Origin of the sequence: Mycobacterium asiaticum, from assembly GCF_001673315.1 — a bacterium.
GTDB classification, from domain to species: domain Bacteria; phylum Actinomycetota; class Actinomycetes; order Mycobacteriales; family Mycobacteriaceae; genus Mycobacterium; species Mycobacterium asiaticum_B.
This window is the reverse complement of the sequence record NZ_LZLQ01000118.1, coordinates 26,611-51,882: the sequence shown is the minus strand read 5'-3', so window position 1 is coordinate 51,882 and position 25,272 is coordinate 26,611. Positions and strand designations below refer to the sequence as shown.

Below are 25,272 nucleotides of genomic sequence, written 5' to 3'. Positions count from 1 at the left end.
TTTCAACCGCGCCGCCAGCGGTTAGTCAATGTCCCACACCCTCGGGAGGTTGAGATGGGCAAATACCAGGTCGTGGTAGTGGGCACCGATGGATCGGACACCTCGTTCCGCGCTGTCGATCGCGCGGCGAAGATCGCCGCGGAGTCGGGCGCGAAGCTGATCGTCGCCTCGGCGTTCACCGATTCCGATCACGGTCGGGCGGGCCCTGATCCCGACCAATATCGCAACGAGAAATACCGGAACGAAGGCAATGCCCCCGTGTATGAGATGTTGCGCAAGGCCGCCGCGCGTGCCCGGGAGGCTGGTGCCACGGAAGTCGAAGAACGCGCCATCGAAGGCGCCGCGGTGGACGCCCTGGTGCAGCTGGCAGAAGACGTCGACGCCGACTTGCTCGTCGTCGGCGATGTCGGGAACAAATCACTGGTGGGGCGGGTCGTGGGTGCTGTACCGCGAACTGTCTCCCGGCGCGCCAACACCGAGGTGCTGGTCGTCGAAACCGAGGACTAAACCTTGAATCGGCCGGCAAACCCGCGCAGCGGCAGATCGGCACTGGTGATCAGGCCCGGGGGAGCGGCGATGACCGACTTGATCGAGTTGAGCGCGGGCAGGCCGGTGACCGTCATGCCGATCGAGGCGAAGTTGTCCGGATTGGAAAGGTCGACGCCGGGCTTAGGGAAGATCATGTGCTTGTTGTAAATGCACGGGTCGCCCTTGATCTGAGTGATGTAGCAGCCCTTGATATCCCAGTGCGGATCGGTGTGCGGGGTCATCTGCCACTCTAGATGTGTCTCCACCCGCGGAACCCCTGCCACCATGCCTTGATACTTGATGTAATTCCCGCCCAGCGACCCTTTGGGCAGCGTGTACCAACCCAGGTCGACATCCTTGGTGCAGGCGCCTAATTCGTAGTCGAACTTCACTTCGTCGAGTTCGATGTCGAAGCAGTCGGCCATCATCAACACACTGTCGGCAAAGACGCGGGTGTACTTTTCCAACTTGCCTGGGATGTCCGGGTGATCGACGGGAAGTCCGTAGCCGACCTCGATCCAGGTGTCCTTGGAGTGGTGGCAGGACACATCGACGGACTCTATGGTGGTGACGTTCTCGATCTCGGCGACGTCGGCCGAACACACCACGCCCAGAATCTGATTGACTCCGGGGTTCATGCCCGTGCCGTAGAACGTCGACCCGCCCTTCTGGCACGCTTCGGCCAACAGTTGGCTTACGGGTTTGCCGGAGTGGTGCGGATGGTTGCGGTCACGGTGCCAGCCGGTGATCCAGTCTGCCGTGGTGACGATATTGATCCCGGCCTCAAGGACTTTGACGTAGAGGTCCTCGTCGGGGAACACTCCGTGGAACGTCAGCACGTCAGGCCGGGCTGCGATGATCTCATCGACGCTGCCCGTCGCTGTGACCCCGTTGGGCGGTAGACCGACGAGTTCGCCGACGTCTCTGCCGACCTTCTCCGGCGAATAACAGTGCACGCCAATCAATTCCAGATCGGGATGAGCGGCGATGCGCTTGATCATCTCCGAACCGACATTGCCGGTGGCAACCTGGAAAACCTTGACCGTCATCGCGTGGCCCCTTCCTGGGATCGAGCCGAGTCCGTTGCGTCGGGGTAGAACTGCTTGGCCCAGTTGCGAATAGCTGTGAATCCCTCGTATTCCGCCGTCGCCAGCGCAGGCGGATCGGAGTAGCGCTGGTGCGCCCAGATGTGCACATCCTGAGTGAACTGCCGGATCACTTCGTCGCCGAACATGCGGGCCTTGGCTTCGGCGCGCGCGTCGTCCCGGCCGGGAACGCGGCCGATGTAGACCATGAAGCGAACATCGGAGGTGCGTTCATCGACCGGCGTCACCGCCGAGATGGTGCGGTTGTCCACCATGCCCCAACTCTTGGTGACGGCGACGCCGAGGCCGCCGTTGATGGCCTCGACACCGCTCTTGACGTCCTCGATGCTCTGCTGGTCGTCGCCTTCGAAGGTGATGGTGAAGTCCACGTAGGAAGTCGGCTCGCCGAAGTCGTGCCGGGTGAAGATCGGCACGATCGGCGTGCTGTGCACGTACTTGAAGTGGGCGAAGTCGACCCCGTTCTCCAGCACGTACTGCGGGTGCAGCTCGAGGTCCTGCCGGAACAGTCGTTGCTGCGGGTAGTAGTCGGCGGGGCTGCTGCCGTCGCCGAACCCGGCGAACACATCGGGCGCCTCGAAAAACGGTGCGCGACCTTCTATGTCGTGCCATATATAGACCGACTCGTTGCGTTCCACCACCGGATAGGTGCGTACCCGCCGGCCGCGATTGGGTCGGTCCTGATAGGGGATGCAGACGTTGCGCCCCTCGTGGCTCCACTGCCAGCCGTGAAACGGGCATTGCAATACCTCGCCGACCACCTTGCCGCCGTATCCCAGGTGCGCTCCCAGGTGTTCGCAGTAGGCGTTCATCACGGTGAGCTGACCGGAGTCGGCACGCCAGGCAACCATCTCCTGGTCGAAGTACTTCATGGTGTGAACCGCGCCGATGCCGATCTCGTCGGACCACGCAACCTGGAACCACCCGGTTGGCTTCATCGACAAAGGGGGCTTGGCCATCCGGCAGTCCTCTCGGTCTGATCAGCAAGCACTCTATGGAAGATTCATAAAGGTGTCAACGAAACCTGTGATATCCCGCTAGGATGCACGAATGGCGGTCGCCGACAGCACGGGTCGCAAGGCCAACCGGCGTGGATTGGCCACCCGTGAAGCCATGCTGCGGGCGGCGGTTACCGCACTGGCGTCCGGAGATCCAGGGGCGGTCTCGGCCAACCGCATCGCCAAGCAGATCGGCGTGACGTGGGGGACGGTGCAGTATCAGTTCGGTGACGCGGACGGATTCTGGGCCGCGGTGCTGCACCACACCGCGCAACGCCGGGCCAACCTGTTCGCCGAACCCGACACCGCAGCGTCGTTGCGGGCCAGGGTGTCAGAGATCATCGACACCCTCTACAACGGGTTGACTGCACCCGATTCCCGGGCGATCGAGAATCTGCGGGCGGCGCTGCCCCGCGAACCCAGCGAATTAGATCGGCTGTATCCGCGCACCGCCGCCGAACTGCGCTCATGGGGGCAGGGCTGGCACGCCACCTGCCAGAAGGCGTTCGCCGACCTACAAGTCGACCCGCAACGGGTGCACGAGATCGCCACACTCATCCCTGGTGCAATGCGCGGCCTCGTGTCGGAGCGGCAGCTCGGCAGTTACGCCGATCTCGACGAAGCGCGCCGCGGGCTGACCAACGCCATTGTCGCCTATCTGGCCCAATCGGTGTCCGACGTCAGTGGGGGCACGGGTTCATCTCCGGGAGCGGCGGGTACCAACTGAGGTGTGAAGGTTCTTGGCTCGGTCGCAAACATGGCGATGGTCCCCAAGCTGGTCTCGTTGTATCGGCGCAGTGGGGCCGACGTGCCGTTCGGGGACCCGGTCCCATCGCACGGCACCGAAATGGAGGGCTGGTTCTGGCGGCTGTCCGACCCTGATTCTGGACGGGTGGTGGTTGCGCTGTGCAGCGCGAATCGCCACTCCGCCGGGGATTGGTCAACGGCTGCCATCGCTTTGCATCCCGGCGGAGTGGTCCGTTCGGCTGCAGTGGATGGCGTGCAGGCCGACCAACAGCGCTTCTCGGTGCGCGCCGACTCGGACGGAGACTTCATCGACGCGAGCCGGGAGCGGCTGCAGATGGTCCTCGGTGACACCCGGGTCGACCTGACCTTTCGCGAGCCGTATGAGTGGCCCAAGCCTTTCGGCGGCGGCGGGGTGTTTTCGTCCGTGCCATTCCTGAACCAGTACTGGCACCCCTATCGGCTGGGCGGCAAAGCGTCCGGAACTGTGACGCACGCAGGTCGGAAGTGGAACTTCTCTGATGCCACGTTGTACTGCGAACGCAATTGGGGCGCCGGTTTTCCGTTGCGCTGGTGGTGGGGTCAAGCCCACGATTTCGGTGATGCCGATGTGTCGGTGGCGTTTTCCGGCGGGTTGCTCGAGCTTGGACCGCTGAAACGTGATGTCACGGGAGTCGTTGTGCGCCTGGGAGATCGAGTGCTGCGCATCACCCCGCCGGCTCTGGTGTCCTCAGCCTGCGACGTGCAGGAATGGCACATTGATGCGCGCACGGCGCGCTACCGCGTCGAACTCGACGGACGCGGCACGGCAGAGGGGCCGCATGTGCTGCCGGTGCCGTTGCCGGCTGAACGCCGCAACATCGACACCGATTACGAATACCTCGCCGGGACTCTGCGCTGCAGGGTTCGGGAATGGGGTCGCACCATCTTCGAGGGCACGTCGGCGTTGGCCGGTTTGGAAGTCGGCAGTCGACCCGCGTGATGGGACCATCGGTGTACACCCGGGTAATCTCGAACGCCATGGAGCAGACGCAATGAGTGCGGGTCTGTTCGGCCTCCTCGACGATGTCGCGCTCCTTGCGAAGTTGACCGCGGCATCCCTGGACGACATCGGCGGCGCCGCCGGACGTGCCACGGCCAAGGCAGCCGGCGTTGTTGTCGACGACACCGCGGTGACACCGCAATTCGTCGAGGGGATTTCCGCCGAGCGCGAGTTGCCGATCATCAAGCGCATCGCGCTGGGTTCGCTGCGCAACAAGCTGCTGTTCATCCTGCCGGGTGCGATGCTGCTCAGTCAGTTCGCGCCGTGGCTGCTCAGTCCGGTCCTGATGCTTGGGGCGACCTATTTGTGTTACGAAGGCGCCGAGAAGGTCTGGGGCAGTTTGCGCGGCCACGACGAGGACACCGGCGCGCTGGAGAACGAAAGCCATGTGGTCAGCAGCGCCATTCGCACCGACTTCATCTTGTCGGCGGAGATCATGGTGATCGCTCTCAACGAGGTCGCCACGTTGGGCTTCGTGCCGCGGCTGGTCATCCTCGTCATCGTGGCACTGGTGATCACCGTCGCGGTCTACGGTGTGGTCGGCGGCATCGTCAAGATGGACGACGTCGGGCTGCGCCTGACCAAGACCTCATCCCGGCCGGGTCAGGCGGTGGGACGCGGTCTGGTTGCGGGGATGCCCAGATTGCTCTCCGTGCTGTCCGTGGTCGGGACGGTCGCGATGCTCTGGGTAGGTGGTCACATCCTGTTGATGGGGACTGATCACGTGGGCTGGCACACCCCCTACGAGTGGGTGCACCACCTCGAGGAAGGAGTGCGCCACGCGGCCGGGGCTGTCGGGGGTGTGGTGGCCTGGCTGGTCAACACCGGTCTTTCGGCGGTGCTGGGCTCGGTGGTCGGGGCCTTCGTCGTCGCGTTGGTTCATCTGGTGCGCCATCTCCGGCACCGCCGCTCGACGACTACTACCTGAGGCGCGAGGAGCACAGCGGTGCTACTGAACGGGATCAACCACATTGCGCTCATCTCCAAGGACATCGGCAGACTGCGCGAGTTCTACACGGAGGTGTTCGAGGCTGAGGTCGGGCCCACCAGACCGCACGGGGAGCAGGCCGGCGAGACCATGACGATGATCCGCATCGGCCCGCACACCGAACTCAATGTGGTGACCATCGAAGGCAATGTGGAGCCGGATCGGCAGACACCGATGTGGGGACGTGGACGTCTGGACCATTTCGGCCTGCAGGCAGCGTCGCAGGAGAGTTTCGAAACGATCCGACAACGCTTGATCGCGCATGGCGCCAGTGATGGCAAGGTGAACGATTTCGGGTCGATGCGCAGCGTCTTCTTCCGCGACCCCGACGGGCTGGAAGGCGAGGTCCTGGTCGCGAAGCGCTAGCGCGGCCGACGACTAGCGTCCCAGATCCGTTGAGTCTCTTGGCTAACCGACGGGTGATGGGTCTGTTGGAAGTTTCGGCCGCCGCGCCCGAACGTTGCGACGACAGCGGCGGGCACATCCGGTTCCGTCAGCGGTTCCGCCAGCCAGTCGCACGGCCGCACGTGCACCAGGTCGACTGTGACCGCGCGGTCGCGGTCGTCGTAGAAGTACGCACCGGTGATCCGGCCGAGCCAATACAGACCATCCGGGTCGCGGGTCCACACAAATGAACCGTCGGCCACCTCGACGAAACGGGCGACCCGACGGTCGAGACGGTCCTGTGCGTCCGGCTCAACCAATTGGCCGAATCCGCACAGACCCTCGCGGAGAGCACGTTCGATGGTGTCCCGCGGATCGACGTCGTCGCTGCGGGATCGCATCGGTGCGCGGTACACGCCGACCATGTTCGCCACGGTGACTAGGTGCCGCAGAAGGTCCGGTAGACGCCGAAATCCACTGGGGCGGGGGCGGCGTAACGCTCCAGCCCGGGCCGCGGAGTAAAGGGGGCGCCGATGGCGCCGAGCAGCCCGTTGAGCGGGTCGAGGTCCCCTTCGGTCGCCGCGGTCAGGACTTCCTCGACCAGGTGGTTACGCGGGATGTAGATCGGATTGACCCGATCCATCAATTCGGCGTCGGGCCCCAGCGCGCGCCAGCGCGCCGCCCAGTCGTCGAACCGGGCGGGGTCGACGAACACCCCGCGGGCCGCGGCGGCATCACCACGCGCGGCGTTGCTGAGGTGACGGAAGAACGACGTGTAGTCGACGTGGCTCTCCTGCATCAGGGGCAACAGTTCGTCGATCAACTGTGTCGCCGCATCGGTGGTAAGACCGAGCTTGGCGTGCATACCCGAGCGCCAAGCGTTGTGGTAATGCGCAAATCCGCCAAATGCGTTCTCTGCGAGGGCAACTCCCTCGTTGGGATCGTCGGAGAACAGCGGTAACAGCGCCTCGGCGAATCGGGCCAGATTCCATTGGGTGATGGTGGGCTGGTTGGCATAGGCATACCGTCCCCAGTAGTCGATCGAACTGAAGACCGTTTCTGGGTCGTAGGCCTCCATGAACGCGCACGGTCCGTAGTCGATGGTTTCCCCGGCGATCGTCACGTTGTCGGTGTTCATCACGCCGTGGACGAAGCCGATCAGCATCCAGTTGGCCACCAGCGCCGCCTGCGCCGCGACGACGCTTTCGAACAACGCGACATAGGGACGTTCGGCATTGGCGGCGTCCGGGTAATGACGCGCAATTGCGTGGTCGGCCAGCCGGCGCAGCAGCTCCACATCCTGTGTGGCAGAGGCGTATTGGAAACTGCCGACCCGCAGGTGACTGCTGGCGACCCGGACCAGCAATGCCCCCGGCAGCACGGTGTCTCGCTCCACCGGTCGCCCGGTGGCCACTACCGCAAGCGAGCGCGTCGTCGGCACGCCCAATGCGTGCATCGCTTCACTGATGATGTACTCGCGCAGCATCGGGCCCACTGCGGCCAGGCCGTCACCGGCGCGGGCGAAAGGCGTGCGCCCGGAACCCTTGAGGTGGATATCACGCAGGCGGCCCTCGGTGTCGGTCAGTTCACCGAGCAGCAGGGCGCGCCCGTCCCCGAGTCGGGGTACATAACCACCGAATTGGTGCCCGGCGTAGGCCTGGGCCACCGGCGCAGCGCCTTCGGGCACCAGATTGCCGACCAGGAAACGAATTCCGTCGCCGCTGCGCAACCAGTCGGGATCCATCGCCAGTTCGGCGGCGAGCGGCTCGTTGAGCACCAGCAGCCGCGGATCCGGCGGCACCTCGGCCGTCCACGAGACCGCGAGCTCGGGCAACTCGCGAGAAAAACGGTCCTGCAGAGTGACTGTGGTATCTGGCGTAACGCTCACCTGATCCAGACTATCCAGACCGGCTCAGCCATCCTCGTTGCCCGCCAGCCCCTCCGGCGGAGGGGTGGAGTACGCGGGGTAGGCGGGCGGCGCGACGATGCTGTCGTCTCCGCCCTGCGCCCCACCTTCAGCCGCAGCCATCTGGTCGGTCTGCTCCTGGTCTTCAGGAGGTTCGGGGGTGCTCATCACTGCTCCTAACCGATTGCTTGCTTGATCAGATCGCGGGCCCGGTCCAGCATCGATGCGAAGGGCCCCACGGCGAAGTTCAGCTTCGCCGATTCCACGCCGGCGTGCGGACGGGTCGGCGCGATGGCCTCGGCGGCCTTGACCGCTGCCGCCATGCGCTTGAGATCGTCGGTGTCGACTTCCTGCTGTAGTCTCGGAAACTCTTCGAGCTCTTCATGTTCAGCATGGGCGAGCACGGCGTCGCGCAATTTGCTCAGCTCGTCGATGAATTCCTGCGAGGTGACGTCCAGATCTTCGATGCTCGACAACAGCGTCTTGGCGTCGTGTTCTTCTTGCAGCAGCGCGTCGACAATGGCGTCGCCGTCGTCTGTTTCCCGGCGCAGGCGCGGGTGGACCACCATCTCCTCGGCCGTCTCGTGCACCGCGAGCAACTGTCGCAACTCGATGAATGGCTTCTCGCGGGCGCGCGGGTCGGATGCGTGCAGCACCTCATCGAACATGTCCTCGATCAGGTCGTGCTGCGCTTTGAGGAACGCGACAACTTCGTCGGGTGTTTCAACGATCATTTCGGACATGCCGAATAACCTCCATTAGTTGGAGTTCGATTGACGCGGGCGGGGGGCTGTGCGCCGCTGACGGGCCGCATACCCGTGTCGACTAGGGCTAAAACGCTGCACGGGCCGCCACCAGCGCATCCGCGGGGCCTAAATCCTCACCCCGGCGGTGGCTACGGTCACTGACGAGCGGTCAGATTCTTGTTCGTCGTTCAGATACCCGCTGGTATATTGGCGGGATTGTCACGCGAGCCAGAGGGAGACGCATCATGAGCGGCCCGGCCAAACAGAGCGCGCCCGTCATTACCGAATCACTCAGGGGCGTTCCTGAGCTCGGTCACACCGCTGCGTCTCCGGTGAAAGCCATCCGCATCTGGGCCGTGATTGGCGGCGCGCTGCTCGCCTTGCAGCTGTACGTGTGGCTGCGCTGGATCACCGGGCCGTATTTCGAGCGGGTACCTGCCGGACCCAGCGATCCGCCGATGTACATGAAGATCCCGCTGATGGCGAACGCGATCATTCTCTGGGTGGGCCTGCCATTTGCCGTGTGGTGGTTCTTCATCCGGCCGTGGCGGCGTGAACGGCGCATCACCCTCGACGGAATGTTGGTCTTGTCAATGGGTTTGATGTTTTTCCAGGACCCACTACTGAATTATCTGAACACCTGGTGCACGTACAACACGTGGCTGTTCAACCGGGGCTCGTGGTCGTCGCATATTCCAGGTTGGGTGTCGCCGGAGGAGCCGGGCCGCCAGGTGGCCGAGCCTCTGCTGACCAACGCCCCGGGTTACGCGTACGGCGTCCTGCTGATCACGATCGCCGGGTGCTGGGTCATGCGCAAAATCAAAGCCAGATGGCCGAACATCAGCAATCTGAGGCTGATCGTCGTGACCTACGCGTTGACATTCTTGCTGGATCTGGTGATGGAGGGCTGCATTCTGCTGCCGATCGGGTTCTACACCTATCCCGGTTCGATCCGGGCCGTCTCGCTCAACGCCGGCCACTATTACCAGTGGCCCGTCTATGAAGGCTTGATGTGGGGAGGGGTCCAGGCAGCCCTGTGCTGCCTACGCTATTTCACCGACGATCGCGGCCGCACCGTCGTGGAACGCGGATTGGACAGCGTTCCCGGAGGTGTCCTGCGGCAGCAGTTCGTCCGCTTCCTGGCCATCTTCGGCGGGGTCAGCGCCTGTTTCTTCCTTTTCTACAACGTGCCCGCTCAATGGGTCGGCATGCATGCCGACCCTTGGCCTGAAGATGTCCAGCGACGTTCCTACTTCATCGGTGGCACATGTGGTGACGGGACGGATCGGCCTTGCCCGAATCCTGTTGTGCCAGTGCCGACAAAACGGTCCGGCTATATCGATACGGATGGCAAGCTCGTACTCCCGCCAGGCGCGGCGGTGCCCACGACTGTTCCCTTCGATCGCGGGAAGTGAGCGATGCCGTCAGCGATCCGACGCCGAAGGCAGTTTGATGACCGACATATACAGCTCCAGGATCGGTCGGTAGAGGTCGGCATCGTCGAGCTGGCTGACCAGTTCGATCGAGTTGGTGGTCGCGACGAGTATATGAGCGAACGTCAACGGCGGGATGAGTAAAGCTCCGCCCAGTCGGTCGATGCCTTTGATGATGAAATTGCCCAGCGCGTCGACAACTTCCGCTCGCTTCCCGGCCACGCGTTCCCGCGCGTCAGGATTCCTCAGCAGGTAGAGCGTGAATTCGTGTCCAAGAGCGGCGTGCAGAGCGCCGCGGTCACGGCCCAGTTGGCGCCACCGCTCGGCGATCTCGTCCAGTTCCTGCGCTCCGATTTGTGTCGCGGTGGACATCACGTCGGCAAAGTTGTCGAAGTAGCGACGCCAGTACCGGTCACTGACGGCCAGGAAAAGGTCTTCTTTGGTGGCGAAGTGCTTGTAGATGGCGCCTTTGGTATAGCCGGCTGCATGCGCTATGTCGTCGAGAGACGCTGCCATGAAACCTTTTTCGGCGAACACCTCCTCCGCGGCGTCCAACAGCAGCGACCGGGTGTGCTCGAGGCGTCGTTCTCGCGTCCACCGCTCGACCATGCCGGAATTGTGCCACAGAATCCGAGCGAACCGTTGGTTACTCAGATACTGACTGGTATATTTGCGCCCGGTGTGGCCACTGAATGAGGTCCGCGGCCATCAGGAGGGAGACGGCGTCATGAGCAGCCTGTCGAGCAGAAAAGAGGGGGCCGCGGTCACCGAATCGTTGGACGCGGTGACGTCGCTCGGGACGCAAGTAAAACCTGCGGTCAAGCCGATCCGGATCTGGGCCGTCATCGGTGGTGCGATCCTGGCCTTCCAGCTCTACGTATGGATCCGGTGGGTCACCGGTCCGAACTTCGAGCGAGTGCCCACTGGACCCAGCGATCCGCCTATATATATGAAGGCGATCCTGATCACGTGGACCGGAGTAATCGTCGTCGGGTTACCACTGAGCCTGTGGCACTTCATCATTCGTCCATGGCGACGCGAGCGTCGGATCACGCTGGACGGCATGCTGCTGGTGGCGTGCGGCTTGCTGTTTTTCCAGGATCCGCTGCTCAATTACATCAACACATGGAGCACCTACAACACCTGGATGTGGAACCGCGGATCCTGGGTGCAGGACATCCCGGGCTGGATCTCTTTCGGCGAACCGGGCCGGATGATGGCGGAGCCGATCCTGATGAACGCGCCGGGTTACTCCTTCGGAGTTCTGCTGTGCACCATGCTCGGCTGCTGGGTCATGCGACGGGCGAAGGCGCGTTGGCCAAACATCAGTAACGTCAAGCTTATTGGCGTACTGATCGTGTGGACATTCTTCTTCGACTTCGTTATCGAGGGTTTGTTTCTCATGCCGATGGGGCTCTTCACCTACCCCGGTGCCATCAAGTCCTTGTCGATCAATGCCGGCACCTATTACCAGTGGCCCGTGTACGAGGGGATCATGTGGGGTGGGGTACAGGCAGGCCTGTGCGCACTGCGCTTCTTCACCGACGATCGCGGCCGCACCTTCGTCGAACGAGGATCAGAACGTGTCCAAGGCGGGTTCGCGAAGCAGCAAATCACCCGATTTCTCGCCATTTTCGCGGCATGCAGCGCGTTCTTCTTCGTCTTCTACAACGTCCCCGCGCAGTGGTTCGCGCTGCATGCCGAGTCCTGGCCGAAGGATCTGCTGGAACGCTCGTACTTCACGATGGGCATCTGTGGTGACGGGACCGACCGGCTCTGCCCTGACCCGGCGCTACCCATCCCGGGCAAGGAATCCGGTCACGTCGATCCGCAGGGCCGCTTCGTACTTCCCCCTGGCGTGACGCTGCCGACGATCGTACCGTTCAAGCGTGGGAACTGAAGTGCTGACCAACGCTCAACCGGCCGCACTGCATCCCAATTCGCAGTCCCCGTTCTACCGGTCAGTCAGCGACGAGGTAGAGGTCTTTCGGGCGGCCGCCCGCCGCGGTTTGCCGGTGCTGCTGAAGGGCCCCACCGGATGTGGAAAGACCCGTTTCGTGGAGGCCATGGCGCACGATCTCGGGCGTGATCTGATCACCGTCGCCGGTCATGAAGACATGACGTCGGCGGATCTGGTGGGCCGGTTCCTGCTCAAGGGTGGCGAGACGGTTTGGGTGGACGGGCCGTTGACTCGCGCGGTACGGGAAGGCGCGATCTTCTATCTGGACGAAGTGGTGGAAGCGCGCCAGGACACCACTGTCGTCATCCATCCGCTGGCCGATCACCGTCGCGAGCTTCCGGTCGATCGGCTGGGCACCACGCTTCCCGCCGCACCCGGGTTCCAGTTGGTGATTTCCTACAACCCCGGTTACCAGAGCGTCCTGAAGAACCTGAAAGAGTCGACCCGGCAACGATTCATCGCAATCGAACTTGACTTTCCACCGGCCGAGATCGAGACCGAAGTAGTCGCCCACGAAGCCGGAATCGACCACCACACAGCACATCTCCTGGTCAACCTCGGCAACGCGATCAGAAACCTGGACGGTTCACCCCTGCGCGAAGTGTCGTCGACCCGCATGTTGATCCTGGCCGGCGGCCTCGTCGCCGAGGGGTTGAACCTACGCAGTGCGGTCCACTCGGCCATCGTCCAAGTCCTCTCCGACGACCGGGATGTGGTGCGCGCGCTCGGCGAATTGGTGGACGCGGTGTTGCCTCAGACGTGACGGCCAATGATCCCAACAGCTTTCGGCTCCTCGCCACCTACATCGCCGGCAGGACGATTGATGTCGCCGAGGCGGCCGCCGGTGAGGCCCCGCACACCAACGGTCAGGTCGTCTTCGTTTCCGCGGGTGAAAGCGCGGCGCAGCAGCGCCGCGAGATGCTCGTTCAGTGCGCCCTGCTCGGTGCCGGGAGCCTGGACCGCCGGCTGGTCAAGGGGTTACGAACACGTCCGTCGATCGCCCGGCGTTACCTGGCCTTGGAGGGCCACCGGGTGATCGTCGAACTCGCCCAACATCTTCCATTGGCAGCGCAGCTGGGCCTCGACGGTTATCCGCGCACGACGACGTCCGACGAATCACTCGACGTTGCCCGCGGTCGAGTCGAAGTCGAGGATCCACCGTCGTGGTTCGGCGTGATCAAGCCATCCCGGTTGCTCGCGGCTGCGCCTGGTTCAGGCGGTAGGGCAACCGATAAGGAATTGCAGTTGCAATTCCAACCGACCGACACCCCAGAGGCCGATGATGACTCCGACGACGGGGAGCGGCCGGCGCAGAGCAGAATCCTGAGATTGTTCGAGAACCCGCTCACCGGTTCACAAGCCCTTTCGGACTACTTCCGCAAGCTGTTCGGCAGTACGCGCTCCGCCGGGGAGGGTGCAGCCGGCGCCGAATTGCGGGTCCGATCGGTCCGACGGTCCGCCGCAGCCGGCCCGAATGCCCGGCCGCTGCCCACCCGTATCCACTTCACCGACGGCGGCAAACCCGGTGCTGCCGTCGGAGTGGGAGGAGCTCTACATCCGGAGTGGGACGTGCATCACCGCCGGTACCGGGATCAATGGTGCCGGGTCATCACCTTTCCGCTCACGGTCGCAGCCGACGTCTCGGAGGGCGAAGTGGCTCACGACGACGTGCTTCGGCGACGTCTGTGCCGCATTGGTCTCGGCCCAAAAGTGTTGCGCGCCCGTCCGGATGGAGATGAACTCGATGTCGAGGCCCTCACCAATCTTTTCGTCGACCTGCGCTCCGGTTACTCACCGCCAGAGCACGTTTACGTGGACCGCCGCAAACTCGAGCGCAATCTGGGCGTGCTGATCCTGCTCGACGCATCCGGGTCCGCCACCGATACCGATACCGACGGCCTCGCCGTACACGACCATCAACGCAGGGCGGCCGCCACACTGGCAGCGACCCTCGACGAACTCGGCGACCGGGTCGCCGTGTATGCCTTCCGCTCCCAAGGCAGGCATGCCGTTACCCTGCCCGCGATCAAGACCTTCGGGCAGCGTTTCGGTGCCCTGGGACGAGCCCGGCTCAATCAGCTTCAGCCATCGGGCTATACGCGGCTGGGGGCAGGCATTCGTGGTGCGGGGGAGATCCTGAAGGTTCAGGCCGGGACGCCGAACAGGCTGCTCGTGGTGCTGTCGGACGGTTTTCCGTACGACGACGGCTATGAAGGCCGGTACGCCGAAGCCGACGCCGCGAAGGCACTCGACGAGTTGCGCGCGGAGGGCGTGGCCTCCCTTTGTCTTTCCATCGGCGCCGCTGCAGATACCGGAGCGTTGCAACGGGTGTTCGGCTCCACCGGATACGCCAGTGCGCCGACCCTGAGCGACCTGAGCCCGCGAATGGACGAGTTGTTCCTGTCTTCCTTGCGGGAACTCGCAGCGCCGCAACCGATACGAGGGTGATGCATGAGAGTGTTGTTGACAGGTGCGTTCGGCAATATCGGGATGTCGACGCTGGAGGCTTTGCTCGCCGAAGGCCACGACGTGGTCGCCTTCGACCTCGCGTCACGCCGGGCCCGCAAGCTGGCGGCCACCTTCGAGGAACGGGGCGTGGACTTCGTCTGGGGTGACGTCACTTCGGGCGAATCGGTGCAACAGGCGCTGGAAGGCGTGGACGCGGTCATTCACCTGGCGGCCATCATTCCGCCTGTCTCAGAACGTTCACCGGCCCTGGCTCGGAAGGTGAATCTGGAAGGCACGCAGAACGTGGTCGCATGCATGGAGAAGTCGCCGACCGCCAAGCGACTGGTGTTCGCCTCGTCGATAGGGGTATGCGGTGACATTCAAGACCGTGAGCCGCCGCTTCGTGCCGACACGCCAGTGTCCCCTACCGACGAGTACGGGCGGCACAAGGTTGCGTGCGAGCAATTGATTCGTCAGTCGCGGTTGCAGTGGAGCATCCTGCGGCTTGCGGCGGCCTCACCGATTCACCTGCAAAGCCAGGATCCGAGCATCATGTTCGAGTTCAGCCCCGAAGCGCGATTCGAATTCCTCCATCCCGCCGACGCGGGCACGGCATTCGCCCGAGCGGTGGGTTGTTCGGAGGCGATTGGAAAGATCCTCAACATTGCGGGGGGCGAGAGCTGCCGCACCACGTATTACGAGTTCACCAACACCTTGATGGGTGCGATCGGAATCGGTCCCGTCCCGGCCGATGCCTACGTGCAACGAACACCACCTCGCTTCTTCGGAGACTGGGTGGACACCGAGGAAAGCCAGCGCCTCCTGCAGTACCAGACCCGCGGCCTGTCCGATCAACTCAAAGACATGCAGCGGGAATTCGGCATGCTGGTTCCGTTGATCCGCCTGGTGCGTCCGCTGGCAACCTGGTTTGTGGTGCGCAGCTCCGCGTATCGGAAAGAGAACCGGGCGGCGAGTCGGAGTTGAACTGAGCTGAATTCGCGGGCACCGATAGGCTCGACGCATGACCGATGGTCCGAAACTCTCGCTGTATCTGCGCACTTTCAGTGACGATCCGGACACCGACTGGCAGGCCACCTTGGCTACGGCACGCGCGATGGACGCCGCCGGTGTCGACCGGGTCGTGGTGTCCGACCACGTTGTGTTCGGTGAGAACCTGGATGCTTACGGTGATCCGACGTTGGGCGGCACCACGGGAGGTCGGCAGCCGACCGGACCGGACGGCCAATGGCTGGAACCCGTTGTCCTGTTGACTGCGGTGGCCGCCACCACCGAACGTATCCGCCTCGGCACCGGGGTGTTGCTGGCGGCGCTGCGGCGTCCGATGGTATTGGCGAAACAGTTGGCTACCTTGGATGTGTTGTCGAGTGGTCGCGTGGACCTCGGCGTCGGCATCGGCTGGCAACGCGAGGAATACGAAGCGGCGGGTTTGCCTTTCGAACGCCGGGGCCGTCTGCTCGACCACACCCTCGAGGTGTGCGACGCGTTATGGACCCAGCAGCGAGCCTCCTACGACGCGCCGGAGTTGTCCTTCGACGGCATCCACCAGATGCCAAAACCGGTGCAGCCCGGCGGAATCCCGATCTGGGTCAGTGGCACGGTCAATCCGGCGGTGGCGAGACGGCTGAGCCGGTTCGGGAAACGTTGGATCCCTTGGGGTCCCGCGATCAGCGACCTGAAAGGTGCCATCCCAGCTATGAAACGAGCGATCGCTGATACCGGCGGCGACCCGAGCGGTCTGCAGGTGCAGGGGTCCGCCGCGTTGGTGAAAGGACCTGACTGCACCCTCGACGTTCGTTCCTCAATCGCCACGGTGGCGCAACTTGTGGCGGACGGCGCTACCGACATCCGCTTCAGCGGGACGGTGCCGCGAGATCCCGGGCGCGCCACCGAGGTGCTTGCGGAACTGGTCAGTGCGTTCCGGCAGGCTACCGACTGACTGCGGGTGCTCAGATACCGGCGACCTGCTTGCTGTATTGCGTGCAGTAGGCCCGAACCGAGACGGCGACGAAATCGTCTGCGTGGGCGCTGAAGTCGGGACTGTCCTGGCGGAACTGGGCGGCGATCTGTTGGACCGTCATTCCGGCATCGAGGTTTTGGCACACCGTTTTCCCGTTGTGCACCGCGACCTCCGGATTGGAGAACTCGATGCCCTTCTCGTTGAGCGCGGCGATGTAGCGACTGTCCTGGTCCGGTGTCGACGAGATGGACGTGGTGGTGGCCGGTGCCGAACTGGCAATCGAGGGGGCCGTGGTGCCGGCCGGTTCCGACGCGTTCTCGGACGATTTGTCTTTGGCCATCACCCAGCCCACCAACACGATCACGATTGCCAGCGCCAGACACGTCAACAGCAATGCCGCGGCGCGGGTCCAGGCCGTGATCCAGGTCTGGTCGATATCGGCCGGTGCGCTTGCCGCGTGTTGACGATCACCGGCGCCGTCGTCGGCCGGCATGCTGCGTACGGGAGGGACCTCGTTACCGCGCGACCACGCCAGGTTCCCCGATTCCTCCGGGTCGGACATGAGGTCATCGTAGTCTGCGGACGCCGCGTCAGGTCAGGTGACGGTTGCGCCACCGAGCGAGGTGACCGGTCGGTGATTGGATGGCAGCCATCACCGAACTCATCGACGAGGCCACCGACTTCGCGCGTTGCTCGGGTTCGTTAGCAGATGCCGGCGGGGCATCACCTTCCCACCACGTCGGCTGCAGCAGCGCGGTGGTCACCGGGATTGCCTTGTCTACGCTGTCTCGTCCCCATCCGCACGCTCGGTCGATCGCGGCGGCCGAAGGCGCCAGGTTGATCGGGGATAGCGTCGGCTTGAATCGGACCAGATGGTCGGCGTAGGGCAGGCTCCGCAGCATCTGCAGTTGGATCGCCTGCAGGATCGGGGCCAGCCAGAGGTGCCGCGAATCCCATTGCGGGTGGAAGCAATCGAACGCCAGGTAACACGCGTTGCGGGTGCCGAGCTTGCCGTCGCGGACCCGCTTCCACGCCAGCTCGACCGGAACGTTGCTGGCCGCGCCGCCGTCGACGAGCGCCGCGACGTCCCGGTCCGAGCACAAGTCGTCGAGGAGTGGCAGCATTCGCGGGTCCCGGGTTTCGTGGTGCAGCACACCTGGGATGGCCGATGAGAACGACGCCGCGTCCAGGACGTCGAGGTCCAATGCCGGGTCGTCACCGGTGACGACGATCGGCTTGACCACCCGCAGGTCGATGAACGCCGACACCTGCCACAAGCGGGCCGCTACCAGCGGCCCGATTCCGATGCGGCGGAACGGAACTGAGCGCCCTTGCAAGGCTGCCAGTTCGGGACGACGGAACCGCGAAGGCAACGCCGCGTACGGTTGCCGGCGTACACCGGCGATGACGATGTCCAACGGGATCGCCAAGTCCGACATGCGCATCCGTTCGCCGTCCTCGCGGCTGAGCAGAGCGTGGGCGAACTCGTCGAAGCGCAATGCGAACAGACCGGCCATGCCGTGGCGGCGCCGCAGCCGCTCCGGCGCCAGGATGGCCCGGTACGACACCGTCTTGGCCCAATCGACGTATTCCTCAATCGGGACGGGTAGTTCCCGGGCTACCAGGCTGCCCAAGATCGAGCCGAACGACGAGCCGACCATGTAGTCGGGCAGCTGACCGGCCTCCAACAGCCGTTGCATGCCGCCGATATAGACGAAACCGGCTCCGCCGCCACCGCCCAGGACCGTGACCAGTTTCTTGTAGCCGACCTCGGCGTCGAGTTCGGCGGCGCTGAAGTCATTGCGATGCCGCTCGATGAGCACGTTGCGCTGATCGTCCTGATCGTTGCTCAGGTTGTGCAGCGCGTCGCGCGCCGTCGTCGACGACTTGATCGGATCCGTCTCTTCTCGCAACGGCCCGTGCAACGCATCGATCACCCTGGACCGCCACGGCCCGATTTCCGCGCCCACCGAGATGTCCCCGCGTCCGCGGCGCCCGCCCGGGCCCGCCGCCCCGGGTTCGAAGTCGGCGAGTCTGGCGAAGTTGAGGATGTAACGCAGTCTGCGAAGTTCGTCGTCGCTGAGCACTTCAGGATTAGCCAGGTGGTTGCGGACGAGCCGGTTCTCCATTTTCTGCAGCAGCAACGCCGGTTCTGCGGAGGATAAGGTGCCGGTGTCCGGCGCCGCTTCGGTCCCTTCCATCTCGAGGTCCTCGGGCTCATCGAAGAGATCGAACGCGGCATTGGGCCCTCGTCGGCGGGCGCGCAGCGCGGCGGCGAATGGCAACTCCACGACTATCGCCCAGGGACCGGCACGGTGGGCACCGCCGCGGTGCCCGGCCAGCAGCCCAGCGGGCTGATCCCCTTGTTGATCGCGGCGGTGATGCAGTTCTGTACCACCACGTTGGGGTCGTTGCTGATCGAGCGGGACAGGATTTCGTTGGCTTTGGCCTGGGCCTCCGCGGTGCGCTGGGATTCCACCGCGATCGAGGTTTGGGCGCGCTGCTGGTTGAGCTGGTTGATCTTGTCCTCGGTGCCCTGGTCGTACTGGATGGTCGGCACGTTGACGTCGAAAATGTCGACCTGCCCGCCCACATCCTGACGCAGGATGTCGGCCGCTCGTTTGGCCAGCGCTGGCAGCGGCGATACCTCCAGGTTGCGTGGGTCGAGCGGGTTGAACGCGGCGAAGACCTCATTGAGCGCTACCGACAAGTTGCGCTCGATCAGGTTCACCCGCACATTGTCAAAAGTCTTGTAGCTCTGGAAGAGCTCGGGAGCGGCGTGCTGTTTGAGCTGCCAGCGGATGCTGACGTCGGCCCACGCAGTGGACTGGTTGCCCAGTCGCACCATGATGCGTTCGTCGTGGCTGCCGTTCTTGACGTACTTGTCGATCTGGACGGCGCCGTCCATCTGGTGTGCCATCTGCCACGGCCACTTGCCATGAAAGCCGTTGTTCAGGCTTACCCCAGTAGGCCGGCCGAAAGTGGTGAGGATCGCGATTTGGCGGGTCCCCACGATCGTGAAGCAGCCGAAGAGGAAGGACAGCACCGCTACCGCCAACGCGATCAGCGTCACCCTCTTGCTGCGGCCGCGCCCTTTGTCATTGCCGGCGAATCTCCACATAACGGCCGCGACTCCGGCAACGGCCAAACCCAAGACCAAAAGCACGATCTGCCACGTCATCCCTGCTCTCCTTCTGCTTATGTGTCATGGGCATCCATATTCTGGCCTCTACATCATGGATGTGCTGCCAGTACCCGAACCGAAGGAGGGGAGACGCGATGGCCCGAATACCCGCCGCGCTCAGCTTGACCACCGAAGAGTTGGACGAGCTGATGACCTCGTCATGGAACATGCGGATCGCCACGGTGGGACCGGGTCAGCGGCTCAACGTCACGCCGCTGTGGTTCGCTTGGGCGGGCGGACGGGTCTACTTCTACTGCCGCGGCCAGAAGATCGCGAACCTGCGCCGCAATCCGGAGTGCACCGTGCTGGTTGACCGCAACGAGCGCTTCCCCGAACTCGTGGGCGCGATGTTTCAGGGGCGCGCGACAGTGCTGGAAAACGCCGAACAGGAAAACGCCGATCCGCATCTCGAAGAGGTGCGCTGGCAGATGGGCACGAAATACGCAGGGGGACATGGGGAACCGCAGAGCGCGGAGCCGGTGCGGTACCCGCAGACCGCCAGCGGACGATCGGCCCGCTGGGTGGTCTTCCAGCCCGACCGTCTGATCACGTGGGACAACCACAAATTGCCGGCGCGCCAGGCTCGGTGAGATAGGACAGCCGCGGACTAAGCTGCCGACATGTCGATTGATCGAGCGGCGCTGGTCGCCGGCAGCATCCGGTTCGCCTCGGGGATCTCATTTCTCGTCGACCCGATCAAGGCGAACAAGCTGTGGGGTGATCCGGAGGATCAGACGGCAACTGCGCAATTGTTGTTGCGCTCAATGGGTTACCGCGACGCGCTGATCGGTGGATTGCTCGCCGTCTCGGCTCTGCGGGGCAAGAACACCCGCGGCTGGTTCCTGGCTTCCGGTGGTGCCGACGCGGCTGACTTACTCGGCGGGCTCAGCGTGCACGACCAGATGAAGCCGGCTCAACGTGCCATCGGACTCGGGGGCGCTGCGGTGGGTATCGGGGTCGGTTTGTGGGGGGCGGCGCGACGCCGGACGCAGGTGGTCGCGCCGCCCGAAAGCTGACTCAGGACGCCCAGGGTCCGATGCCGCCGACCTTCTCGATGCGGATGCGGGTGAGGTATCCCGGGGGTGCGCCTTCCGGCGGAAAAACGTCTGGGTCGGACAACGTCTGCGCAAGTTCCTTCAGTAACTCGGGGGCGCCGCCCTCGACCACCCGTGCTGTCCCATTGATGGCAAGGTAAGGCCGCATGGCCCGCCCCGGGTTGTCGGGGGAGAGCACGGTCACCGCCACTCGGGGATCCTGTCGGACATTGCGCACTTTTTTGTGCTCGGCCAAATGTGCGCTCACCAATTCGTCGCCGTCAGGCGTGGACTGCAGTGCGATCCAAACGAGGCTTACCTGTGGGGACCCGTCGGGATTGAGGGTGACCAAAGTCGCGTCCGCGCCCTTGCCGATGAGTTGACGTGCGGCGTCGTTGAGTTTCATGCGTTGTTCTACCGTGGCGGCGGGCGTTTAATTCCCGGACGGTCACACGACAATGCGTAGCCGCTCCCAGCCTCGCACCGTCGAGGTGGGCGCCAACTTGAGACTGTCGTAGTCGATCTCCCATTCCGGCCACCGATTGAGTAACTCGTCGAGGGCGACCCGACCTTCCAAACGAGCCAGGTTCGCGCCCAGGCAGTAGTGCACGCCTTTGCCGAACGTGAGGTGGGAGATATTGTCGCGGTGAAGATTGAATGTGTCGGGATCGTTGTAGCGCAACGGATCTCGGTTCGCCGCACCGAAGAGCAACAACACGGCGCTACCAGCCGGAACTGTGGTGTTGTAAGCCTCGAAGTCGCGGATGGTGTAGCGGCCGACGTGCGGGCCCGTCGGCTCGAATCGCAAGGTCTCGTCCACCGCACGCGTCAGCAGCGACCGGTCCTGCGCGATTTCCCGACGCTGGTCGGGGTGCTCCGCGAGCACCTTGGCCAGCCACCCGATCAGCCTGCCCGTCGTCTCGTTTCCTGCCCCCGCGACTACCTGCGTGTAGTGCAGCACCTCCTTGCGGGTGAGCTTGCGCATCGTGCCGTCCGCGTCTTCGAACTCCACGTTGAGCAGTGCGGTCATCAGGTCGTCGGAGGGGTTTTGGGCGCGCCAGTCGACGTAGTCGGCGTAGATGCGTCCATCGGCGATCGCATCGGGGTCGGCCACCTTCATCGGTGTGCCCGGCCTGGTGCGCAGGTTGGCGTCGTTGGCGTCGCGCACACCGATCTGCTCGTCTTCGGGGATGCCCAGCAGCATCCCGATCACGCGCATCGGCATCATCGAAGCGAGTTCGGCGATGATGTCGAATCCATCTGAACCGACAAGCGGATCCAGGCACCGCACGCAGTAGGCCCGGATCTGATCCTCGATCGCGGCCATCCGCCGTGGGGTGAAGACGCGGGACATCACGCCACGCAGCATCGTGTGAGTCGGCGGGTCCTCGAACATCATCACGCCGGGGGGCATCGGAAACTTGGACTGGATGAGCTCGAGGATGTCACTTCGGCTGTTGGAGAACGTTTCCCAATCCGAAAGCGCTTTCTCCACGTCGGCGTGGCGCGAAATCGCCCAAAAGTTGTAGCGCTCGTTGTAGTAGAGCGGGGCTTCGTCGCGCAGGCGGGCGTAGGTCGGGTAGGGGTCCGCGGTGATGTTGACGTCATACGGGTCGTAGTACACGTCGGTATCGGGAGCGATGGTCATGCGCGGGCGGTCCTAACGTCAGGCAGCTGCTCACATCGAGGAGAAGCGTGGTTCCGGTGCTTTAGCGCGCGTCGTCGGAGGACAGGGATGAGTGAGCTGGTCATGGGCCCTCCGCGCTGAGTAACCTCGTTACAGAGTGGTACGGTAACCGGGTTACTCGGCGAGGGCAAGGGGTGCACGAAATTGGTCGGCACTGAAGCGGTGATCGGCGATCAGGATCGCCGCGTCGATGATCCAATCCTCGACGTCATCCTCGACGTTGTGGTGGGGATCCTGGAATCCGACGGCTACGAGGCAGTTCAGTTACGCGAGGTCGCCAGGCGCTCCCGGACGTCGCTGGCCACCATCTACAAACGCTTTCCGACCCGTGATGCATTGATATTGGCCGCGCTCGAAAGCTGGATGGACGAAAACCGCTACGCCGGCCTGGCGACGCAGACCCACGACCCGCAGGAATCTGTGTACGACGGACTGATGCGCGTCTTCCGCACCATCTTCGAACCGTGGGAGCGTCACCCGGACATGCTCCGGGCGTATTTCCGCGCTCGATCGGCCCCCGGGGGTCAGCGTCTGGTCAACCGTGGCCTGGACGCCGTCATACCGGCAACCATGGCGGTGCTCCGCGACGCCGAAGCCGGCCTGGTCGAGGACCTGCCGCCGATCGTGTCGAACCTCGCGTACGGCCTGGTTGCCCGGTTCGCCGCCGGCGAGATCTCCATTACCGACATCTTGCCCACATTGCAGCGCGCGCTGTTCCGGTTGACGGTCAGCGCGGCGTCAGGATGATTACCGGGATCTCGCGATCGGTCCAGGCCTGATATTTGGCAAAGTCCGCGTACAGGTCGACCAGGCGCGGCCACAGCGCGGCCCGCTCCTCCGGTGTAGCAACGCGCGCGCAAACCTGAAGGCCGCGTTGGCCTTTGACGTGAATGCGGGTGTCCGGGTTGGCGATCAGGTTGTGATACCACTGCGGATTTTTGGGCATACCACCCTGCGAAGCCACGATGACGAAGCGGTCGCCGTCCTTGAGGTAGAGCAGGGGGGTGGTGAATTCCCGTCCTGATTTGCGGCCCCGATGCTCGAGGAGCAGTGTCGGGACGGGCTTGCGCAGACCCGCGCCGATGCGCCACTTGTTGCCGATGCGCCCGTTGGTCAGTTTGAAGACCGCGACGTGCCCTTTGGACGCGTACTTGAGGACCTTGGCCGTCACCGGCGACGTCAACCCCGACGGGGCGTCCTCGGGCAGCGAGAACTTGGGCATCGTCCACTCCTTTGTGAAGCAACTGTCGTTGGCCGCCCAGCATAGCGACGGCACCGCGGCCGAACGCGGTGTAACCGAATCACCCTGCGCGGCTTAAAGATTCGTCGACATGGTGGGCAGGTGTTCGTCGACGCTGCAGGTCAGGAAGCTTTGGCGAACCTGCGGACCAGATCGTGCTCCCCGAAGGTGCTTGCGTAGTCCTGGCCGCGATCGTCGCGACCGAAGAACGTCCAGCGCTTGCCGCCCGATTGCGGGCCGCTGATCATCTTGACGGTGTAGCGGGAGTGCTCGGCGTCCACCGTACCGATGGCGTCACCTACCCGGATCTCCGATGGATGGATCTCGGGAGCTTCCCGCCAGTCCTGTATGGCCATGCAACCTATCCTCGCTTGTTTTGCGGATTCTCGTGCCGAACCGGCATTAATCCCAGACTACGCATGGTTCGACGGCATCGAATACAAACCACCTCGCTGTTTGGCGGGGAATCCGGTGGCGTAGCTTTGCGAACTAAGCCGTTCGGTTGTCAGCGGTGGGAAGGAACAATCCTGATGAACCCCATCCGTCCGATCACCCAAATGCAGTGACAGCGCCACTCGTGGCGCGACGGCGCGCCACACCCATACGCCTCACATTGACCTCTGACCTGGGCCAGGACATCGACGGCGCGTGGTGGCCGCGCACCGATCGGATCGGCGGTGAGCTGCCCGACCTGGTGCTGGCGCTCAGTACCCGACTCGGCGAGATCACCGGCATCAACGTCAATTGGCCGTCGCTGGAGCGCCCCCCTGATCTGAACTGGCGGGGGTGGCAACTCAAGCATCAGCACGTGATCAGCGTCAACAGCTGTGACACCTGCGCGAATGTATTGATCATCCCGTATGCCACGAACAGCACGCTGGCGATGATGATGCTGCGGCGCGCAGCCAACCTCCCCATCGATCCCGCGTACTGCGAGACGGCCTCGTTTCACACGGCCGGCTCGATCCTGTACGCCGCCCGGCAGCAGTTCGCAGCCGACCGCGCGGACTCATCTCCACGCTGAGAAGCGAGCGATGGACTTCGGTGTTCTGACCTTCGTTACCGACGAAAGCATTGGCCCGGTGGAACTGGGACGGGCTCTCGAGGAGCGCGGGTTCGAGTCGTTGTTCGTTGCCGAGCACACGCACATCCCGGTAAAACGCGACAGCCCATATCCGGGGGGTGGTGAGCTGCCTCGAAAGTATTACCGGCCGCTGGATCCCTTTGTGGCGCTGACGGCGGTGGCGGTCGCGACTCGAAAGCTGGTCCTGGGCACCGGGATCGCGCTGGTTCCCGAGCGTGATCCCATCGTGACGGCCAAAGAGGTCGCGTCACTGGATCTGGTGTCGGAGGGGCGTTTTCGCTTCGGTGTGGGTGTGGGTTGGCTGCGTGAGGAAGTTGCCAACCATGGCGTCGATCCCGCGGTGCGCGGCCGGGTGGCCGAGGAGCGGTTGCGTGCCATGATCGAGATCTGGACGCAGGAGCAGGCCGAATTTCACGGCACATACGTAGATTTCGACCCGATCTACTGCTGGCCCAAGCCCGCCACCAAGCCGCATCCGCCACTGTATGTCGGCGGCGGGCCGGCCAGTTTCAAGCGTATTGCGCGCCTGGGCGCCGGTTGGATAGCGATATGCCCGTCCCCGGAGCTGCTGTCGTGGCCACTGGACGAGCTGCGCAACATGGCCGGTACGGACGTCCCGGTGACGGTATGTCAGTGGGGTGAAGCCAGCGCAGAAGTGCTCGCCGGCTATCAGCCGCTGGGCGTTGAGCGTGTGCTGGTGGAATTGCCGAGTCAGCCACGCGACGAGACGCTGCGGACCCTCGATGCGCTGGCAGCCGAGCTAGCGGTGCTGGCCTGACTGGCGG

General features: G+C 64.0%; 30 protein-coding genes. 16 read left to right on the top strand and 14 right to left on the bottom strand.

Going from position 1 to position 25,272, the window contains the following annotated elements:
• Nucleotides 1-54: 54 nt before the first annotated feature.
• Complete coding sequence (locus tag A5636_RS18050; protein ID WP_065160008.1) at nucleotides 55-507, top strand: universal stress protein; 453 nt, start codon at nucleotides 55-57, stop codon at nucleotides 505-507.
• Here A5636_RS18050 and A5636_RS18045 read toward each other — a convergent pair.
• Both A5636_RS18045 and A5636_RS18040 read right to left on the bottom strand, forming a co-directional pair.
• Nucleotides 504-1,577, bottom strand: a complete 1,074-nt coding sequence (locus A5636_RS18045; protein ID WP_065160007.1) for an NAD(P)H-dependent amine dehydrogenase family protein — start codon at nucleotides 1,575-1,577, stop codon at nucleotides 504-506. The genes A5636_RS18050 and A5636_RS18045 overlap by 4 nt on opposite strands.
• On the bottom strand, nucleotides 1,574-2,590 hold the full coding sequence (locus tag A5636_RS18040) for a Rieske 2Fe-2S domain-containing protein (protein ID WP_065160006.1): 1,017 nt from the start codon (nucleotides 2,588-2,590) through the stop codon (nucleotides 1,574-1,576). Before A5636_RS18040 ends, A5636_RS18045 begins: the two co-directional genes overlap by 4 nt.
• A 91-nt stretch (nucleotides 2,591-2,681) precedes the next feature.
• On the opposite strand from A5636_RS18040, the gene A5636_RS18035 reads away from it, so the two are divergent.
• From A5636_RS18035 to A5636_RS18020, 4 genes are read left to right on the top strand one after another with little or no spacing between them, the layout of a single operon-like run.
• On the top strand, nucleotides 2,682-3,356 hold the full coding sequence (locus A5636_RS18035; protein ID WP_065160005.1) for a TetR/AcrR family transcriptional regulator: 675 nt from the start codon (nucleotides 2,682-2,684) through the stop codon (nucleotides 3,354-3,356).
• 30 nt (nucleotides 3,357-3,386) lie between these two features.
• Nucleotides 3,387-4,355 (top strand): tocopherol cyclase family protein, encoded by a 969-nt coding sequence (locus tag A5636_RS18030; protein WP_065160004.1) that lies wholly within the window; start codon nucleotides 3,387-3,389, stop codon nucleotides 4,353-4,355.
• A gap of 52 nt (nucleotides 4,356-4,407) precedes the next feature.
• Nucleotides 4,408-5,343 (top strand): DUF808 domain-containing protein, encoded by a 936-nt coding sequence (locus A5636_RS18025; protein ID WP_065160003.1) that lies wholly within the window; start codon nucleotides 4,408-4,410, stop codon nucleotides 5,341-5,343.
• An 18-nt stretch (nucleotides 5,344-5,361) separates the two neighbouring features.
• Nucleotides 5,362-5,769 carry a VOC family protein gene (locus tag A5636_RS18020; protein WP_065160002.1) on the top strand — a complete coding sequence of 136 codons (408 nt, stop codon included), beginning with the start codon at nucleotides 5,362-5,364 and terminating at the stop codon, nucleotides 5,767-5,769.
• Here the strand turns inward: A5636_RS18020 and A5636_RS18015 are convergent.
• Genes A5636_RS18015 through A5636_RS18005 form a run of 4 tightly spaced genes read right to left on the bottom strand, consistent with a single transcriptional unit; the run spans nucleotide 5,766 to nucleotide 8,436 of the window.
• Nucleotides 5,766-6,212, bottom strand: coding sequence for a hypothetical protein (locus A5636_RS18015; RefSeq protein ID WP_065160032.1), 447 nt, complete (start codon nucleotides 6,210-6,212; stop codon nucleotides 5,766-5,768). The genes A5636_RS18020 and A5636_RS18015 overlap by 4 nt on opposite strands.
• Nucleotides 6,213-6,226: 14 nt before the next feature.
• Nucleotides 6,227-7,675, bottom strand: coding sequence for a protein adenylyltransferase SelO (locus A5636_RS18010; RefSeq protein WP_065160001.1), 1,449 nt, complete (start codon nucleotides 7,673-7,675; stop codon nucleotides 6,227-6,229).
• Between the two features lie 24 nt (nucleotides 7,676-7,699).
• Entirely contained in the window at nucleotides 7,700-7,861 is a 162-nt protein-coding gene (locus tag A5636_RS26240; RefSeq protein ID WP_155763874.1) for a hypothetical protein, read from the bottom strand.
• Nucleotides 7,862-7,869: 8 nt separating this feature from the next.
• Nucleotides 7,870-8,436 carry a hemerythrin domain-containing protein gene (locus A5636_RS18005; RefSeq protein ID WP_065160000.1) on the bottom strand — a complete coding sequence of 189 codons (567 nt, stop codon included), beginning with the start codon at nucleotides 8,434-8,436 and terminating at the stop codon, nucleotides 7,870-7,872.
• Nucleotides 8,437-8,684: 248 nt separating this feature from the next.
• On the opposite strand from A5636_RS18005, the gene A5636_RS18000 reads away from it, so the two are divergent.
• Entirely contained in the window at nucleotides 8,685-9,854 is a 1,170-nt protein-coding gene (locus A5636_RS18000; protein ID WP_065159999.1) for a spirocyclase AveC family protein, read from the top strand.
• A 9-nt stretch (nucleotides 9,855-9,863) separates the two neighbouring features.
• Here A5636_RS18000 and A5636_RS17995 read toward each other — a convergent pair whose 3' ends face one another.
• Nucleotides 9,864-10,481, bottom strand: coding sequence for a TetR/AcrR family transcriptional regulator (locus tag A5636_RS17995; protein WP_065159998.1), 618 nt, complete (start codon nucleotides 10,479-10,481; stop codon nucleotides 9,864-9,866).
• A 118-nt stretch (nucleotides 10,482-10,599) separates the two neighbouring features.
• Here A5636_RS17995 and A5636_RS17990 point away from each other — a divergent pair, with 118 nt between their 5' ends.
• The 5 genes from A5636_RS17990 to A5636_RS17970 are packed head-to-tail and all read left to right on the top strand — an operon-like array spanning nucleotide 10,600 to nucleotide 16,237.
• Entirely contained in the window at nucleotides 10,600-11,772 is a 1,173-nt protein-coding gene (locus A5636_RS17990) for a spirocyclase AveC family protein (RefSeq protein ID WP_065160031.1), read from the top strand.
• A gap of 1 nt (nucleotide 11,773) precedes the next feature.
• On the top strand, nucleotides 11,774-12,595 hold the full coding sequence (locus A5636_RS17985) for a CbbQ/NirQ/NorQ/GpvN family protein (protein WP_065159997.1): 822 nt from the start codon (nucleotides 11,774-11,776) through the stop codon (nucleotides 12,593-12,595).
• On the top strand, nucleotides 12,592-14,280 hold the full coding sequence (locus tag A5636_RS17980; RefSeq protein ID WP_065159996.1) for a nitric oxide reductase activation protein NorD: 1,689 nt from the start codon (nucleotides 12,592-12,594) through the stop codon (nucleotides 14,278-14,280). Before A5636_RS17985 ends, A5636_RS17980 begins: the two co-directional genes overlap by 4 nt.
• Nucleotides 14,281-14,283: 3 nt before the next feature.
• A complete protein-coding gene (locus A5636_RS17975; RefSeq protein WP_065159995.1) occupies nucleotides 14,284-15,264 on the top strand; it encodes an NAD-dependent epimerase/dehydratase family protein in 981 nt (326 codons plus the stop codon).
• 37 nt (nucleotides 15,265-15,301) lie between these two features.
• A complete protein-coding gene (locus A5636_RS17970) occupies nucleotides 15,302-16,237 on the top strand; it encodes a TIGR03619 family F420-dependent LLM class oxidoreductase (RefSeq protein WP_065159994.1) in 936 nt (311 codons plus the stop codon).
• Nucleotides 16,238-16,247: 10 nt separating this feature from the next.
• Here the strand turns inward: A5636_RS17970 and A5636_RS17965 are convergent, their stop codons facing one another.
• Genes A5636_RS17965 through A5636_RS17955 form a run of 3 tightly spaced genes read right to left on the bottom strand, consistent with a single transcriptional unit; the run spans nucleotide 16,248 to nucleotide 19,439 of the window.
• Nucleotides 16,248-16,820 (bottom strand): DUF732 domain-containing protein, encoded by a 573-nt coding sequence (locus tag A5636_RS17965; protein WP_065159993.1) that lies wholly within the window; start codon nucleotides 16,818-16,820, stop codon nucleotides 16,248-16,250.
• A 28-nt stretch (nucleotides 16,821-16,848) separates the two neighbouring features.
• Nucleotides 16,849-18,549: a patatin-like phospholipase family protein gene (locus A5636_RS17960; RefSeq protein ID WP_065159992.1), complete on the bottom strand. Its 1,701-nt coding sequence runs from the start codon at nucleotides 18,547-18,549 to the stop codon at nucleotides 16,849-16,851.
• Between the two features lie 2 nt (nucleotides 18,550-18,551).
• The gene (locus A5636_RS17955; RefSeq protein WP_065159991.1) at nucleotides 18,552-19,439 is read right to left on the bottom strand and encodes an SPFH domain-containing protein; all 888 of its coding nucleotides are present in this window, start codon (nucleotides 19,437-19,439) and stop codon (nucleotides 18,552-18,554) included.
• 98 nt (nucleotides 19,440-19,537) lie between these two features.
• Between A5636_RS17955 and A5636_RS17950 the strand changes: the two genes are divergently transcribed.
• A complete protein-coding gene (locus A5636_RS17950) occupies nucleotides 19,538-20,032 on the top strand; it encodes a pyridoxamine 5'-phosphate oxidase family protein (protein ID WP_065159990.1) in 495 nt (164 codons plus the stop codon).
• A 30-nt stretch (nucleotides 20,033-20,062) separates the two neighbouring features.
• On the top strand, nucleotides 20,063-20,458 hold the full coding sequence (locus A5636_RS17945; RefSeq protein ID WP_065159989.1) for a DUF4267 domain-containing protein: 396 nt from the start codon (nucleotides 20,063-20,065) through the stop codon (nucleotides 20,456-20,458).
• A gap of 1 nt (nucleotide 20,459) precedes the next feature.
• On the opposite strand, the gene A5636_RS17940 is transcribed toward A5636_RS17945, so the two are convergent.
• Both A5636_RS17940 and A5636_RS17935 read right to left on the bottom strand, forming a co-directional pair.
• Nucleotides 20,460-20,882 carry a PPOX class F420-dependent oxidoreductase gene (locus tag A5636_RS17940; protein WP_065159988.1) on the bottom strand — a complete coding sequence of 141 codons (423 nt, stop codon included), beginning with the start codon at nucleotides 20,880-20,882 and terminating at the stop codon, nucleotides 20,460-20,462.
• A gap of 42 nt (nucleotides 20,883-20,924) precedes the next feature.
• Complete coding sequence (locus A5636_RS17935; protein WP_065159987.1) at nucleotides 20,925-22,124, bottom strand: cytochrome P450; 1,200 nt, start codon at nucleotides 22,122-22,124, stop codon at nucleotides 20,925-20,927.
• A 183-nt stretch (nucleotides 22,125-22,307) separates the two neighbouring features.
• Between A5636_RS17935 and A5636_RS17930 the strand changes: the two genes are divergently transcribed.
• On the top strand, nucleotides 22,308-22,910 hold the full coding sequence (locus tag A5636_RS17930; protein ID WP_081287861.1) for a TetR family transcriptional regulator: 603 nt from the start codon (nucleotides 22,308-22,310) through the stop codon (nucleotides 22,908-22,910).
• Here the strand turns inward: A5636_RS17930 and A5636_RS17925 are convergent.
• Both A5636_RS17925 and A5636_RS17920 read right to left on the bottom strand, forming a co-directional pair.
• A complete protein-coding gene (locus A5636_RS17925; RefSeq protein WP_065160029.1) occupies nucleotides 22,891-23,385 on the bottom strand; it encodes a nitroreductase family deazaflavin-dependent oxidoreductase in 495 nt (164 codons plus the stop codon). The two genes, A5636_RS17930 and A5636_RS17925, sit on opposite strands and share 20 nt — an antisense overlap.
• A 140-nt stretch (nucleotides 23,386-23,525) precedes the next feature.
• Entirely contained in the window at nucleotides 23,526-23,759 is a 234-nt protein-coding gene (locus A5636_RS17920) for a hypothetical protein (RefSeq protein WP_065159986.1), read from the bottom strand.
• 206 nt (nucleotides 23,760-23,965) lie between these two features.
• On the opposite strand from A5636_RS17920, the gene A5636_RS17915 reads away from it, so the two are divergent.
• Nucleotides 23,966-24,427, top strand: a complete 462-nt coding sequence (locus A5636_RS17915) for a DUF5994 family protein (RefSeq protein WP_253900633.1) — start codon at nucleotides 23,966-23,968, stop codon at nucleotides 24,425-24,427.
• Between the two features lie 10 nt (nucleotides 24,428-24,437).
• Nucleotides 24,438-25,265, top strand: coding sequence for an LLM class F420-dependent oxidoreductase (locus tag A5636_RS17910; RefSeq protein WP_065159984.1), 828 nt, complete (start codon nucleotides 24,438-24,440; stop codon nucleotides 25,263-25,265).
• Nucleotides 25,266-25,272: the final 7 nt, after the last annotated feature.